This window comes from Actinoplanes sp. NPDC026623 (genome assembly GCF_040638275.1).
Taxonomy (GTDB): domain Bacteria; phylum Actinomycetota; class Actinomycetes; order Mycobacteriales; family Micromonosporaceae; genus Actinoplanes.
The window spans coordinates 1-15,935 of sequence record NZ_JBEZXZ010000040.1 but is presented as its reverse complement, the minus strand read 5'-3'; the positions used below and the strand labels follow the sequence as shown (position 1 = coordinate 15,935).

At 69.8% G+C, this 15,935-nt stretch carries 9 protein-coding genes; 7 read left to right on the top strand and 2 right to left on the bottom strand.

Annotated elements, in window-relative coordinates; genetic code table 11:
- Window positions 1-236: 236 nt before the first annotated feature.
- A complete protein-coding gene (locus tag AB0F10_RS15020) occupies window positions 237-1,562 on the top strand; it encodes a condensation domain-containing protein (RefSeq protein ID WP_360623999.1) in 1,326 nt (441 codons plus the stop codon).
- A 98-nt stretch (window positions 1,563-1,660) separates the two neighbouring features.
- On the opposite strand, the gene AB0F10_RS15015 is transcribed toward AB0F10_RS15020, so the two are convergent.
- Together AB0F10_RS15015 and AB0F10_RS15010 are read right to left on the bottom strand one after the other, a co-directional pair.
- Window positions 1,661-2,947 (bottom strand): aminotransferase class V-fold PLP-dependent enzyme, encoded by a 1,287-nt coding sequence (locus AB0F10_RS15015; protein WP_360623997.1) that lies wholly within the window; start codon window positions 2,945-2,947, stop codon window positions 1,661-1,663.
- A gap of 240 nt (window positions 2,948-3,187) precedes the next feature.
- Window positions 3,188-4,762, bottom strand: coding sequence for a condensation domain-containing protein (locus tag AB0F10_RS15010; RefSeq protein WP_360623995.1), 1,575 nt, complete (start codon window positions 4,760-4,762; stop codon window positions 3,188-3,190).
- A gap of 21 nt (window positions 4,763-4,783) precedes the next feature.
- Here AB0F10_RS15010 and AB0F10_RS15005 point away from each other — a divergent pair, with 21 nt between their 5' ends.
- The 6 genes from AB0F10_RS15005 (at window position 4,784) to AB0F10_RS14980 (ending at window position 15,756) form a co-directional block, all read left to right on the top strand.
- Window positions 4,784-6,343, top strand: a complete 1,560-nt coding sequence (locus tag AB0F10_RS15005; protein ID WP_360623993.1) for a condensation domain-containing protein — start codon at window positions 4,784-4,786, stop codon at window positions 6,341-6,343.
- 63 nt (window positions 6,344-6,406) lie between these two features.
- Window positions 6,407-8,227 carry an asparagine synthase (glutamine-hydrolyzing) gene (gene asnB / locus AB0F10_RS15000; protein ID WP_360623991.1) on the top strand — a complete coding sequence of 607 codons (1,821 nt, stop codon included), beginning with the start codon at window positions 6,407-6,409 and terminating at the stop codon, window positions 8,225-8,227.
- Between the two features lie 64 nt (window positions 8,228-8,291).
- Complete coding sequence (locus AB0F10_RS14995; RefSeq protein WP_360623989.1) at window positions 8,292-8,807, top strand: DinB family protein; 516 nt, start codon at window positions 8,292-8,294, stop codon at window positions 8,805-8,807.
- Window positions 8,808-8,915: 108 nt separating this feature from the next.
- Window positions 8,916-12,146 carry an amidohydrolase family protein gene (locus AB0F10_RS14990; RefSeq protein WP_360623987.1) on the top strand — a complete coding sequence of 1,077 codons (3,231 nt, stop codon included), beginning with the start codon at window positions 8,916-8,918 and terminating at the stop codon, window positions 12,144-12,146.
- Window positions 12,147-12,685: 539 nt separating this feature from the next.
- A complete protein-coding gene (locus AB0F10_RS14985) occupies window positions 12,686-14,533 on the top strand; it encodes an FAD/NAD(P)-binding protein (RefSeq protein ID WP_360623985.1) in 1,848 nt (615 codons plus the stop codon).
- Complete coding sequence (locus tag AB0F10_RS14980) at window positions 14,530-15,756, top strand: putative PEP-binding protein (RefSeq protein WP_360623983.1); 1,227 nt, start codon at window positions 14,530-14,532, stop codon at window positions 15,754-15,756. Before AB0F10_RS14985 ends, AB0F10_RS14980 begins: the two co-directional genes overlap by 4 nt.
- Window positions 15,757-15,935: the final 179 nt, after the last annotated feature.

Genomic DNA, 15,935 nt, shown 5'->3' with positions numbered 1-15,935 from the left:
CGATGCTCCCAGTGAGCCGCACGCGGCGAGCTGGCGGCCGACCCGCCAGAGCTAGGGCCGGCGCGGTTCGATTTCGTCCCGGCCAGGATGGGGATAACCGTGGCTAATCGGTTCGACGTCGAGGACCTGTCGCGGGTCGGTGAATGGGCCGAGCTCACGGCCGCGGACCGGCAGCTGACCCGGTCCGGGAGAAACGCGGCGCAGCGATGAGCGGCGAACCGGCTGGTGCGCCGACGGTGAGCACTCAACCACTGACGTATCCGATGAGCCGGGCACAGGAGGCGCTGTGGCTCGACGATCTCTTGTGGGACGGGCCGTCCCGATACCTGGAATCCTGGGCCTGCCGGTTCACCGGTCAGCTCGACACGGGTGCACTCGAGTGGGCTGTCGGCCAGATCATTTCGCGTCATGAGGTGCTCCGCACCCGACTGACCGAGTCCGGTGAGCAACCGGTGCAGATCGTCACCGCCCCAGGTCCCGTTCGGATGAAGCAATTGTCGTGCCCCCAGGCATCACTCCAAGCCCAACTGAGCCGGATCGTCACCGAACCGATCGACCTCGACGTCGCGCCCATCCGGCCCTGGCTGATCCGGGTGTCTCCAGACGAGTTCGTACTGGTGGTGCAGCTCCACCACGCCGCGATCGACAACTGGTCGCTGAACATCTTCCAGCGTGAGCTCATGCACTTCTACACGGCCCGAGTGCTCGGCCGGTCGCCCAGCCTGGAACCGTTGCGGATGCAAGCCGGCGGTTACGCCGTCGCCCAGCGGGCCGCGGGTCTTGATCCGGTGGACCTCGCCTACTGGCGGGAGCGGATGCGCCACGCGCCCCGGTCCTGCACGATTCCGCCGGACCGGTCGGGGCCGGAGGAGCAGGCGCACCGCGCCGGGCGGCACGTCTTCACCTTGAGCCCCGAACTCGGCCAGGCGGTGCGCGCCGCCGGCCGGGCACTGCGGACCACGCCGTTCACCGTCATCGCGGGAGCGATGGCCGCGACGTTGTGGCAGTACGGCCGGCCCGATGAGGTGATCTTCGGTACGCCGGTGTCGCTCCGGGGCGCGGCCGCCGACGAGGACATGATCGGCTACCTCACCGACCTGCATCCGATCCGCCTGGCCGTCTCGCAGGACACGTCGTTCCGGACGCTCGTGACCGCCGCCAAGGCGGAAGTTCTCGGCGCCATTGCGCACCGTGCCGTTCCCTACGCCGAGATCGTCCGGATGTCGCGACAGGGTACGGAGATGGACGCGCCCCCGCCGTGCGATGTGACAATGGCCGTCGACGACATGCGCTGGGAGCCGTTCTCGCTCCCCGGTGTCACCGCGCAAACTGTCAGCATGCCGCCCGGGTACGCCAAGTTCGCCGTACACCTCAGCCTGACGGCGCGAAAAGATCGCGGTTACACGGGCTGGTGGACCTATGACGCGGAGGTCTTCGACGCCACCACGGTGGCGCAGGCGGCCAGCCAGTTCACCGCGTTGCTGACCCACGGCGTCGCCGCGTTGGACGAGCCCCTCGGCCGGATTTCTGAATCCGCCGCCGGACCTTCCAGTGATCGTTGAGCAGCACCGAGCACGGCCAGACCTGATCACGGGCACGCTGCTCTCCCGCGTCGAGGTGCCCGGCCTGGTGGCGATCGGCCGGGCGCTCCCGCGTTGAGTCAAACGAGCGTTCGGACGGCCTTCAGGGTGGCTTCCACGTCGGCTTCATTGTTGATGATCGTGGCGCCGAAGCGCAGCAGCGAGGGCCGGTACGGCGTCGAGCTGGCCACGACCTTGAGCTCGCGCAGCCGGGCCACCGCCTCGTCGACGTTGATGCCGGGCACCTCGCAGCAGACCACGCCGGCGGACAGGTGGGGGCTCTTCGGCGTGGCGAGCTTGAGCCCGCGGATGCCGGCGAGCCCGGCCTTGAGTGCTGTCGCCAGCTCGCGCGTACGGGCAGCGACCCGATCCTGGCCGATCGCCTTGTGGAAGGCGAACGCCTCGGCGAGCGCCCACCGGTGCTCGAAGGTGTGGAAGCCGCCCGGCGTGGCCGCCTGACCGGGCGGGGCCGGATCGCCGGGGAGGCCCAGCCAGGCGCCGATGCTCCGCCCGTCGTAGGTCGGGATCACCGGGGCATACCTGGCCCATCCGGCGGCCGAGCCCCATACCAGCCCGGTGCCGCGCGGGCCGAGCACCCATTTGTGGCACCCCGACACGAGGAAGTCGCAGCCCAGCTCGGCCGGGTCGGCCTCCTCCGCGCCGAAGCCGTGCACACCGTCGACGCAGAGCAGCACGCCGCGGCCGCGCAACGCTCGGGCGATCGCCTGGATCGGCAGCTTGACACCGGTGCTGGAGTGCACCCAGGTCACCGCCACCACTTTCGTACGCCTGGTCACCCCGCGGATCAGGTTGCCCACGATCTCGTCAGTGCTGGCCTTGGCCGGGTCTGCGTAGAGTCGCACCCGCCGCACGGCGACGCCGTCGCGCTGGGCGCGCAGCCGCAGCGCCTCGTGCGTGGAGTAGAACTCGTGCTCGGTGGTGAGCACCTCATCGCCCCGCCTCAGCCGCAGGCCGCCGTAGAGCAATCCCAACCCCATCGTGGTGGAGTCGGTGAAGGCGATGTCGCTGATTCGCGAGCCCAGGTAGTCGGCCGCCGCGGCGGCGGCCGCCTGATCCAGCCGCCCCCCGTTTTCGTGCAGGTAACCGCTCGGGTCGGCGTCCAGCCCCGCCCGGTGCTGGGCGATCGACGCCCGTACGGACGCCGGGTGGGGCGCGAACACGTACGTGGAAAGGTGCGCCAGGTCGGGACTGATAGCGAATTGGGCCCGTACGCTGGACCAGTCCGTGGGGTCCAGGGGCGGCGCGCCCGGGGCGGCGATCGCCGCCGTCGACCCGCCCCCGTATGTGGTGGTCGCCCCGACCACTCCGGCAGCCGCCGCCACGCCCAGCAGGTTTCTTCGTCTCATCTCGACAGTTTTTCCCCCTGCGGCGTGCCCAGCGTCTTCGAGAATGCCGACTTCTCGGAATCACCAACGGCCATGTGCTACAGGGTCGGCCGGGGTGATGGGGACTCTCCGCAGGAAGGCCGGCACTCTGTCGGGCAGTTCGAACATTGTCCGATGGGGATCAAGGTCCCGGGCATGGAGATGGCCGGGTCGAATCGACCTGCTGGTCGACCGCCCGGCCACCGCGGAACATCCAACCCGCTAGCGGGCGGTCTCCCGTTCGAGCTTCTCGGGCCCATTGCTGATGATGTCGATGAAATGCTCGCCGAGACGGTCGGCCAGGCTGGACTCGTAGCGATCGGTGCGCACGATCATGTGCATGCCGAGTCCCTCCGGGCCGGTCTCCACCTCGACGAAGATGTCCCGCAGGTTTCCCGTCCAGACGCGAAGCTCGCGTGCGTAACTTCCGACGACCCCGCCGAGGTCGAGTGGGGGATACGAGTTGTAGACCATGCCCACCATTCCGTCGAGGACACTCTTGTCGCCCGTGATGCCGACGTATTCGGTCGGGTCCACGAGGACGTCACGCGCGGCCATCGCCTGGTTGTACGAGGCCCGCATTCGTGCGAGCAGGTGCGGACCTGAATTGGAAGGGCCGTTCGGTCGCAGGAAGATGTTGCCCACCCGATTGGTGATCGTCCGGTCGATGATCTCGCCGGACCAGTTCGCGAGCGCGACCCCCAGGCCGAAGTCCGGCTGCCCGCCGACGCGGATGATCGACTGCACATAGGCCGCTGCGATCCCCACGGATGCGCTCATACCGTTGGCGCGGGCATAGTCCTCCCATTTTTGCAGCTGCGCCGTCGGCACGGTGAAGGCGCATTCCTTCGCCGGTCCGACGGGCTCTGCGGGCGCGTCGTTACGCCCGGGAAGGCGGCACGCCGGGAGGTCGCGCAACTCCTCGCGCCAGTACCGGCGCTGCGCATCCGGGTCCTGCCCCGCGACTTGGCGTCGGTAGTCGGCCGCCATCTCGGCGAGCGATGCGACCCGGCCCGGCCATTGCGGCTCTTTCCCGGCGGCACGGGCCGAGTAGGCGGCGGACAACTCCGTCGTCAGGATGGTCAGCGAACGGCCGTCGAACCCCGCGTGGTCCACGGCCACCCCGAACAGAGTGCGCCCGCCCTGTCCACTGCGCACTATCGCACACCGCCAGACCTCACCCTCACCGAGCCGCAACGGCTGCCGCAGGGTGCGCAGGAGCGCATCGAGCGCGGCGGGATCACTGTCTTCCGGTGGCAGCCGGTGAAACAGAACCTGCCCGGGGTCGGCCGGCAGCTCGGCCAAGCCGAGATCCGGGGCGGGGAGGTACCTGGCTCGCAGTGCCTGATGGCGGCGGTGAACGTCGTTGGCTGCGCTCTCGAGAGCCGCGTCGTCGATCTCCCCGTCGAACCACCACGCATTGTTGACCACGAGGCCCATCGGGACGGTCTGGGCCTGCCGGGGGGTGATCGCCACGAGCTCGGCGCCTGCGCCGGTCGACGGCTGGGCGGGAGTGTCCGGACCGCCGCCGTTCTGAGCGCGGGCCGCATCGATCCATGCTGCCAGCTGGGCGACGCTGGGGGTCCGGAAGAGTTGGGAGAAGCTGACCCGTACGCCGGTCGCCTGTTCCAGCCGGGCACAGGCGACCGCCACCGACAGCGAATCAAGGCCCAGATCGAAGAACGAGGTCGTGCGCGGCAGGCTGGGGATGCCGATGACTTCCGCCAACAGGCCTCCGAGGGCGGTCTCCGTCTCGCCTTGCGGGATCTCCTCCGGACTGATCACTTGCTGCGTCATTTCCACTCCTCAGAGCATGGGATGAGCCGGCACACGCGCGGAAGCCCGGCGACGCGTCGGGGCAGCACCGAGGATCGCCCTCGCTCCGATCTCGTCGCACCTCTCCGGTTGCCTCCGCCGACCGACAACGCGGGCAAGGCCGGAGGTGTCGGCGGGCAGCGCAGCTGCGAGCCTTCGTTCGACGACAAGGAAGCGGCAGGCGGGAGGCAGGCAGACATGAGTGCAACAGGTGCAGCCGCGGTGGCCGGAGAGGCCCCGCTGTCACTGAATCAGGAGTTTGTCAGCCAATTCGACATGGGCAGCGCGGACGGTCCGTTCGGTTCCCGCTACCACGTGGTCGCGGCGTGGCGCGTCACGGGTGCGCCGATCAACGTCGACGCGCTGGGCGATGCCCTGTTGGACGTCGTGGCGCGGCACGAGGCGCTCCGGACGCGAATTGCCGGCCCAGCCGGCCACCGCTACCAGGAGATCCTGCCGCCGAGCCCGGTGCGGCTGGATGTCCGCGACGGCCAGGCGGCTTCCGGTGAAACGCGCGACGAGCAGATTGAGACGCTGCTGCAGGGGATCGAAACGGAAACCATCGGCGCGGACGAGACACCTTCCCTGCGTGCCGTCCTGGCCAGGTTTGATGACCAGGACGCGGTTCTGGCGCTGATGACGCATCATCTCGGCGCCGATGCACTGTCCCTGGGTGTGATCATCCGAGACCTGGCCAATCGCTATGCCGCCCGGACCGGGCACAGCGTCCCGGATCTGCCGCCGGCCCCGCAATACCGCGAGTTTGCCGGCTGGCAACGAGAGGGTGCCGGTGCGGGTACGGATGCCGCACGCGACTACTGGCGCCGCAAGCTGGACGGCGCGCAGTTCACCGCGATTCCCACCGACTTCCCGCGCTCGGCCGGACTTCCCGAGTCGACCGGCAAGCATCGCTTCCTGATAGCGCGTGACGTGGTGTCGGCCGTCGAACGGCTGGCCGCAACCAGCCAGACCACGAGTTTCGTGACGCTGGCCGCGATGTACCAGCTGCTCGTGCATCGGCTGACCGGCGCGACGGACATCGTGATCGCGACATTCACCGCGGGCCGTGGCGGCGATCTGTTCCAGGAAACTGTCGGGGCGTGCATCAACTTCATGCCATTGCGTACGGACATCGCCGGATGTAAGTCGTACGGGGAAGTCCTCGAGCGGACACGGCAAACCTGTCTCGAGGCGTTCTCGCACGAAGTGCCGGCCATTCAGGTGTTCGGTCAGGCGCCGGAACTGATGCGGCCGGCCATGACCGACAACGCGACCGCGATGGTGTTCCAGAGCGTTCCCGATCCGAAGCAGCTTGTCGAGGCGCCCGGTGACCTGAAGTACGTCCGGATCACGCGGCGGCTGAGCTCGCAGTCGCTGGCGTCGGCACTGCCGGATGGCGCGCTGCTGGACCTGAACGAGGACCCGTCCGGCGACGCCATCGGCGTCGTCTCGTACAAGCGAAACCTGTTCCGCGAGGACACGATCGCCTCCATGACCGCGGAATTGCGGCGGATCGCGCACGACTTCGCTTTCGATCCCGACGCTTCACCGGGCCTGACCTGAGGTGCCGGCAGACGACCACGACGTGCCGATTCAGCGGCTGAGTGAGTGCGAGAGGACAAACCTGTGTGCGGTGTAGTGGGATGGGTCAGCTACCGCAGGGATCTACGGGAACAGCGTGACGCCCTGCGGGCGATGACCGCGACGATGGCCTGCCGCGGCCCGGACGACTCGGGAACCTGGCTCGGGTCGCACTGCGTCCTCGGCCACCGGCGGCTCTCGGTCATCGATCCGCCCGGGGGCAAGCAGCCGATGACCGCCCACACGGACGACGGAGATGTGACCCTCGTCTACAACGGACAGTGCTACAACTACACCGAGCTGCGCGCCGGGCTGCGGGTGCGCGGGCATTCGTTCACCACCGACTGCGACACGGAGGTCGTGCTCCGCGGTTACCTGGAGTGGGGCACCGGGGTCATGGACCGGCTCAACGGCATGTACGGCTTTGCCATCTGGGACGGCCGCGACGAGCGCCTCATCCTCGCCCGCGACCGAATGGGTATCAAGCCCCTCTACTACTACCCGACCGAGGACGGGGTCGTATTCGGCTCCGAGCCGAAGGCCATCCTCGCTAGCCCGCTCGCGGATCGGGCGATCGACCTGGACGGGATGCGCGAACTCTTCGGATCCACGAAAACGCCGGGAGCCGCGGTATGGCACGGCATGCGCGAAGTCGTCCCGGGGACGGTGGTCACCGTGGACCGTTCCGGGTGGCGTCCCTCGACGTACTGGACGCTGAGCGCCAGCAGGCACACCGATGATCTGCCCACCACGGTGGCGCACGTACGCGAACTGCTCGAGGACACCGTCGGGCGGCAGCTGGTCTCCGACGTCCCGCTGTGCGTCCTGTTGTCCGGCGGCCTCGACTCCAGTGCGCTGACCGCGCTGGCCGCGCGACGCTCAGGATCCATCCGGAGCTTCGCGGTGGACTTCGTGGGGCAGGCGGAGAACTTCGTGCCCGACCACGTGCGCGACTCACCGGACGGTCCGTACGTCCATGCCGTCGCCGAGCACACCGGCAGCGATCATCGGGACGTCATGCTCAGTTCGAAGGCGCTCGCCGACCCTGCGGCGCGTGCGGCCGCCATCGCGGCGCGCGAACTGCCCAACGGGCTCGGCGAGCTGGACAACTCCCTGTATCTGCTGTTCTCCGCGATCCGCGAGCGGTCGACTGTCGCCCTGTCCGGCGAGTCCGCGGACGAGGTGTTCGGCGGGTACCGATGGTTCCATGATCCGGAGATTCAGCGCACGGACATGTTCCCCTGGATCGCGTCCGCGCAGGGCAGCTTTGCCCGCGGTGCCATGCTCGACAAGTCGTTCGCGAAATCCCTGGACCTGGAGGACTACGTCAGAGACCGGTACCGGGAAGCCGTGGCCGAAGTCCCCGAGATCGACGGGGTGAGCGACCTGGAACGGCGAATGCGCACGATCTGCTATCTGCACCTGACCCGGTTCATGCGATTGCTGCTGGACCGCAAGGACCGGATCTCCATGGCGGTCGGCCTGGAGGTGCGGGTGCCGTTCTGCGACCACCGACTCGTCGATTACGTGTTCAACACACCGTGGTCGTTCAAGACGTTCGACGGGCGGGAGAAGAGCCTGCTGCGTGCCGCTGTCGCCGATCTGCTCCCCGAGCCGGTCCTCAAGCGGGTCAAGGCACCGTATCCATCCACTCAGGACTTCGCGTATGTGACCGAGTTGCAACGCCAGGCGGCCGACGCGCTCCGGAACGGCAACGAGGCGCTCACGCTGTTCAACACGATCGCGCTGAGCGAGGTGACCACGGCGGACCCGAGGTCTCTGACACCGCAGCTGCGGGTCGGGCTGGAGAAGCTGCTGGACACCACGGCCTGGTTCGACCTGTGCAGACCAGAACTCCGGATGTGAGAGCCGACGGGCAAGGTGAGAGTGGCCGGCTCCGCAGGCAGCTTGGTGGACTCTCATCATGACCTTGAGCACAGGGAGTGAGGCCGACGAGTCGCGCATGCTCCTCGGCTTCCTCCAGAACCTGCGCGATGCGGTGCTGTCGGTCGTCGAAGGGCTGTCCGAGGAGGCCTGGCACACCTCGGTCGTGCCGTCCGGCTGGACGCCGGCCGGGCTGGTCGAGCACCTCGGCCGAGCCGAGCGGCACTGGTTTCAGCTGGTAGCCACGGGCACCGCGACGGAACTGCAGTGGGACGAGGGACGGCCGCCCTATGTCCGCCCGGCTGTCTTCGTGTGCGACAGGCCGAGTGCCGACATCGTCGCCTTCTACCGTGACCAGTGCCGGCGATCGGACGAGGTGCTCGCGACCACCTCGCTCTCGGCGGCGCCGCGCGGACGGCACCCGAACCCGGAACTCGCGGAACGGGTGACGAACGTCCGCTGGATAGTGCTCCACATGATCGAGGAGACCGCTGCGCACTCCGGCCACCTGCAGATCGCGCGCGAGCTGCTCGACGGGCGCACCGGGCTCGGCGGGCACTGACATCACCGCGAGCACCACGAAGGCCGCCACGCCTAACACAGTCGAGTGGGGGCACTCCATGAAGGCAATGGAGCTTTTAACCGGGCAGCAGACGATGGGAGATTGCGCATGACACAGCAGGGGGCATCCGGGTCGATGGCCGGCGATGTGCGCGAGCCCGAACCGGGCGAGACTGAGGGTGCGCCGCACCTCAGCGTCGAAGCCGAGCACCCCCGGGTCAGCCGGCGAGCAGTCCTGGCCGGTGCCGGTGGCGTGGTGGCCGGGCTGGCCGCGGGCAACGCCCTGGCCCCGCGCCTGTTCGGCGACGAGGCCCAGGCGGCCACCGGCGACACGGTGGAGGGGGTGCGCCGACCCGTCAACGCGCGGTCGGGTACCGGGATGGCCGCGCAGCTGTCGCCGGACGGGCGGATGATCGCGATCGATTTTGTCGGAGTGCTCTGGGTGCTGCCGGCGTCGGGCGGGCCGGCTCGAAGGCTGACCGGTGACCTCTTCGACATCGCTCAGCCCGATTGGTCGCCGGACGGCCGGTCGATCGTGGTCCAGTCCTACCGGGACGGGACCTTCAATCTGTGGGTGATCCGGCCCGACGGGTCGGGGCTGCGGCAGCTCACCCACGGACCGTTCGACCATCGGGAGCCGCGGTTCTCGCCGGACGGGAAGCGGATCGCGTTCTCCGCCGACCTGTCCGGCAGCTACGGCATCCACGTCCTCGACGTGGCCAGCGGCGCCGTCAGCGTGGTCGCGGACAGCGCGGCGCAGGAGTACGAGCCGGCGTGGTCGCCGGACGGCCGACGGATCGCCTTCGTGGCCGCCAACACCTGCATCGACGTCGTCGAGCTCTCCACCGGCGCTCGGGAGACCGCGGTGAGCGTGCCGGCGGGCCAGGCCCTCCACGCCCCGGCGTGGACGCCGGACGGTTCGGAACTGCTCTACAACGTGCTTGTCGACGGACGCAGCGAACTGTGGCGCAACGGTAAGGCCGAGGTCACAGGCGAGGACGTCTTCCCGTTCCGGGTCTCGTGGCGTTCGCCGCGGGAGTACGTCTACACCGCCGACGGCCACATCCGCCGCCGGAAGTCGGGAGGCGGCCCGGCGAACGAGATCGGATTCATCGCGCCGCTGGCCCTCATCACCCCCCGCTACCGCAAGCGGCGTCGCGACTTCGACTCCGTGACGCCGAAGCCGGTGCAGGGCATCGGCAGCCCGGTGCTCGCCCCGGACGGGCAACGGGTCGCCTTCCGCGCCCTGAACGACATCTGGACCATGACGATCGGACGGGCGCCGCAGCCGATTGTCCGGGACCAGTGGTGGAAGTCCGATCCGGCCTGGTCGCCGGATGGCCGCCAGCTGTCCTACTCGACCGACCGGGGCGGCAAACTCGACATCTGGCTGCGCGATCTGAGTACCGGTCAGGAGCGGCAGCTGACCAACCTGCCGAACGCGGCGGCGGTCTCCGGGAGCTGGTCGGCCGACGGCAGTCAGCTCGCCTTCCTCGATCAGACCGGGGCGCTGTACACCGTGGCCGTGGCCACCGGTGCCGTACGGCAGATCTTCCCGGCGACGTTCGAACCCGGCCGGCCCAGCTGGTCCGCGGACGGGAACACCATCGCACTCGCCGCGGTCGTGCCCTATTCCGCCCGGTATCGCGAGGGGCTCAGCAAGATCCTCCTGGTCGACGTGGCTACCGGCGCCGGACGGTACATCGACCCGCTGCCGCACCGGTCGATCCAGACCAGAGGCGACGACGGCCCGGTCTGGTCCCCGGACGGCAGGCACCTGGCCTTCGTGGTCGCCAGCGTGCTCTGGGTGGTGCCGGTGCACCCGGACGGCACCTTCGCCGGCGAGCCGCGGCAGATCACCCATGAGGTCACCGACGCGCCGAGCTGGAGCGGAGACTCCAGCCGGCTGCTCTACCTGAACAACGGCCGGCTCCGCGTCGTGCCGGCCGTCGGTGGGTCGCCGCATACCGTGCCGATGCGTCTCACCTGGACCAACTCCGCGCCGCGCGGCCGCACGGTCATCCACGCCGGCCGGGTCTGGGACGGCGTGGGGCGTGATCTGCGGCACGATGTCGACATCGTCGTAGAGGGCCATCGGATCACCGCTGTGGAGCCGCACCGGCCGGGGCGCGACGGGCGACTCGTCGATGCGCGAGCGGCGGTCGTGATCCCCGGTCTCATCGACATGCACCACCATCGGGAGATGCAGGGCTACTCCTACGGCGCCAAGCAGGGCCGGCTCTGGCTGTCGCTGGGGATCACCACCACCCGATCCACCGGCAGTCCCGCGTACCAGATGATCGAGGAACGCGAATCCATCCAGTCGGGTGCCCGGATCGGCCCGCGCTACTTCGCCACCGGTGAGGCGATCGACGGCTCCCGGGTCTTCTACAACTTCATGCGCCCCACGTACGACGAGCGGCAACTGGGCCTCGAGCTGGAACGCGCCGGTGCCCTGGACTACGACCTGACCAAGGCGTACGTCCGGCTGCGCCCGCAGTGGCAGCGCCAGGTCATCGACTGGTCCCACCGGCACGGCGTGCCCAGCACCTCGCATTATCACTATCCGGCGCTCGCGTTCGGCGGCGACGGCATGGAGCACATCGGAGCCACCAGCCGGTTCGGGTACTCACGCACCATCTCCGCGCTCAGCAACGTCTACCGCGACGTCGCCGACATCTTCACCGCGACCGGGGCGACGCTCACCCCGACCATGTTCGTGTCGGTGATCCTGCTCGACGACAGCCTGGCCAACGACCGGCGCATCCGCGCCCTCTACCCGTCCTGGGAGTACGCCTATCTGCAGGCGATCCTCAGTGACGTGCAGAGCAGCGACCTGACCATCGACCGGGAGGTCCTCGCGCGCCAGGTCGCCGCCGTGGCCGCCGTGATCCGTGGCGGTGGCCGGGTGATCACCGGCACGGACTCCCCGATCGCCCCCAACGCCGTCAGCACCCAACTCAACCTGCGGGCCATGGTGGCCGGCGGACTGACGCCGTACGAGGCCCTGACTACCGCAACCCGAACCCCCGGCGAGGTTCTCAACGAGCCCCTCGGCCGCATCGCCGCGGGCTGCTACGCCGACCTCGCCTTCCTCGGAGGCGATCCGCTGAGCGACATCAAGCAGGCCGCGAACGTCCAGCAGGTGATGGCGAACGGCATCATTCACACCGTCGACGACCTCGTGGCGCCGTTCGAAGCCACGAGGTCGTCGACCGCCAGGTCCGCGGTCAGTTCGGTGCTGCCGGCGCTGCCTCCGCACCCCGCCAACGCCGGCTACTGGTGGAACGACCCGCACTACCTCGAGGAGAGCCGGCGCGCCTGCTGTGAGGACGGGTGACAGCGGCCAGGTGAGCTGACCCGACAGCCCGGACCGGCCTGAGGCCGGTCCGGGCTTCACGTCGTCCTTCGATCATCTCGGCCAGCTCGGCCAGCTCGGCCAGCTCGGCCAGCTCGGCCAGCGGCTTGGTGGGTTCAACAGCGTTCCCCGACTCCACAATGGATGACCTCGGATTTGGGCTTGGAACGTTTCCGCAACGGTGAAGGTGGGAGCCGCTGACGCACCGGCCAGACTGGGCATCTGCCGATCGTCACCCGTCGATCTTTTGCTGGACGGGGTCACGGGTGGATCGAGGCCTGACGCGATGGAGGTCGAACCCCTATGATGGGATCCTGCCCGGCCGGCGCACTGCGATCCGAGGGATGCGACCTTGCCGAGATGGATGGCCGACATTCCCGTGACCTCCGGAGTGCGGTTCGCCGCGTGCCGGGCCGTGTCCGCGGGAATGCGTCGTTCGTGCGGTGGTGTGCCTGCCACTCAGCCACGAGCACACCCGGGCGAGCCGCTGAGAGCGCCGCCCGGGTACGACGGAGGCATGCATGCGTCGCCCGCGCATTCTCATCATCGGCGCCGGACTCGCCGGAACGGCCACGGCGATCCGAATTCTCCAGTTCGCCCGCACCCCGCTAGAGGTGGTGATGCTCGAGCGCCGATCCGAATACCGGTACGCCGGCGTGGCCTACCACCGGGACGGCAACCCGTGGGATCACGTCTTCAACATCCAGGCGGGCCGCATGTCGGCGTTCCGGGAGGACGTCGACGACTTCGTCCACTGGGCCAACCACGAGGCGGACCGTCGGGGATGGCCGCCGCCGTGGGTGGACTACACGTTCGCCGAACACGGTCCGGCCCCGCGCCGGATCTATCACGACTACCTGACCGCCCGGATGGAGCAGGGCCGCCGTGAGGCGCACCCGGGTGTGGATCTCGTGGAGGCCGAGGGTGAAGCGGTGGACCTCGGCATCCACCTCGAAGACGTGGAGGCGACCATCCGGCACGCCGCCGGGACGGAGGCCGAGTACACCTCGAAGCTGACCGCGGACCACGTCGTGCTCGCCACCGGCATGGAGCTGAAGTGGCCCGCGTTCGCCGCCGAGGTGATGGCCCACGAGGCGTTCATCCGGCATCCGTACTCGACCGACGGTGTCCGCCGGCTGTTCGCCGTGCCCCGGGAGGCGAGCGTGGTGATCGTGGGCACGGTGCTCAGCGCGTACGACTCCGCGGCGCTGCTGCTGCGGCTGGGCCACACCGGCCCCATCCATCTGGTCTCCCGGTCCGGCACCACGCCACGTGCCTACCCCGAGGAACACCAGCACGGCGTCGTGCGCCTGCCTGTGCCCGTACGGTTGCTGGAGCCGTACCGGAGCAGGGCGGAGTTCCTGGAGCGGGTCCGGGCGGAATGGGAGAGCGCGTGTGCGACAGTGCGCGACGAACACCCCGAGATCGACCGGCGCATCATCGCCGAGCGGGCCGCCAAGGCTTGGGAGCCACACCTCCCGGCGATCATCGACCGCATCCCGACCGGCGAGCTGCGCGGCCTGCTCAACGACTTCAGCACCCAGATCGCGTCCCTCCGGGTCGGCGCCGTGCGATACACCACGTCCATCGTCGAGCAGGCGTTCTCGTCCGACCACGGCACCATCGAGGTCGTCACGGGCAAGGTCGGCCGGGTGGAGCCGGCCGGAGCGGGCCGGCTGGCCGTCACCGTCGCGACAGCCACGGCCGAGCGCGTGATCCAGGCCGACCTGGTGGTGTGCAACTTCGGCCGGGAAGCCGACTACACCCAGGTCGGCTCGCCGCTCTGGCAGAAACTCCTGGCCCGGGAGCTGGTCACACCCCATCACCGGACGGGCCGTGGCATCGAGGTCGACGACCGGGGCACCCCGCTGGACCCCGGCGGCGAGCCGATCGTCCCGCTCTCCACCATCGGTGTGATGCGGGAGGGCGACGAGATCGTCCGCAACGGCCGCGCCGGCGCCTTCGCCTTCAACCTCGCCGCGATCAAGAACCACTCGATAGTGGTCGCCGCCCACCTGATCGAACGGCTGGAACTGCACTGCGATGCCGAGGCCCGCCGCGCCGCGGCGGAGCTCGGCCGCGCGCTGGCCGCCGGTGAGTCGACCGGGCCGGCCTTCGCCGAAGCGGTGTCTCTGGAGGTCAGACGGCTGGCGGCCCGGCGCCGGGCCGAGCGCGAGCGCCTCGGCAACCGCCTCGAGGCCCAGCTGCGGTCCATCTCCGGCTCCGCCCCCGCCGGTGGGCCGGGCGACCTGCTCCGGGCCGCCGTGATCGAAGCGGCGGTCCAGCGGCTCACCGACATCTCGGTCACACCGCGTCAGCTGCGCGGGCAACTGCGCATCGCGGCCGACGAACACACGGAGGTCACATGATCGAGCGACGGATCCGCGGCGTCCTGCTCACCCCGGGCATCGAGCCGGTGGTGGGCGGGCCCTGCAACCGGACCGGGGCGCCGCTCGCCGGTTCCATCCTGATCACCCCGTCCCTCGGTCCGCACCTCTACGACGCGATAATGGCTGCCCGTGCGGTCATCTGCAGCTCCGGCGGGGCGACCGGGCACATGCAGTCGCTCTGCCGCGCCAAGAGCATCCCCGTTCTGCGCGTCGGCCCGGCCGACCTCAGCACGCTCGCCGGCGAGGTGACGCTCGACCTGGCGGCCCAGTCGGTCATCCTCGGCGCCGCCGTCCTCGTAACGAGCGAGCCGGTGCAGGCGAGCATGCCGTCGGCGGACCGGCTCGGGTCGGCCTGCGCGGTCATCGCGGACCGCGAGGACATCCGTACCGTCAACGCGGCCGGACCGGGTGCGGCGCACGTCGAGTCGTTCTTCCTGCGCGAGGAGTTCCTGTGCCTGGCCGCGGGCCTCAGCCCGATCGACTCGCTCCACGGCGGAACCGCCGCCGTGCACGCGTACGGGCGGGCGATCGCCGGCCACCTGCAGACGTACGTCGAGCAGCTCCGGCCAGACCAGCGCCTGATCCTGCGGATGCTCGATCTGCGCTCCGACGACGCCGCCCGCATCACGGCGAAGGCCCCGGTCCAGACCGAACCCAACCCCGACATGGGCCTGCACGGCACCCGGTGGCTGCTCCGCTCGGCGGCCTACCCGGAGGCGCTGCACGTCGCGCTGGAGACCCTGCGCGCCCGGGCCGGCGCCGGCGCGGGCCGGGTGAGCCTGTCGGCCCCGTTCCTCAACGACGCCGAGGAGTTCGCCCGGCTCCGGCCCCACCTCGGGCTGCCGGCCGGGACACCCCTGTCCGCGTTCATCGAGACGCCGGCGGCGGTCCACGCCACCTCCGCCATCTGCGCCGCCGGCGCCGACGAGCTCTTCGTCGGCACCAAGGACCTGGTCCAGTTCTACCTCGCCGCAGACCGCAGCAATCACCTGGTGGCCGAGTCGTACCGGACCCGGCACCCCGCCGTCCTCGACGGCCTGCGCCGGGCCATTGAGGACGCGCAGGAGGCGGGGACCCCGGCCCGGGTGTTCTCCCTCGGCGCGGACCTGGCGCACTACCTCGAACGCCTGCCTACCCCGACCGGTTACATGATGTGCGTCGGAGAGCTCCAGCGCCTGCTCCAGGCCATCCCGGTGGGCTGACCGGTCCGGGGGAGGCGGCCGGCCCCGCCGGCTAACTCCGGCGGGGCTGGGGGCGGTGGATGAGCAGGACCAGCAGGGCGACGACGAACCCCGAGGCGACGACCGTGAGGCCGATGCTGAGCGGATCGTCGCTGAAGTGGTCATGGCCGGCCGCGGCCGCGGCCGGGGGTGCCGGGCCG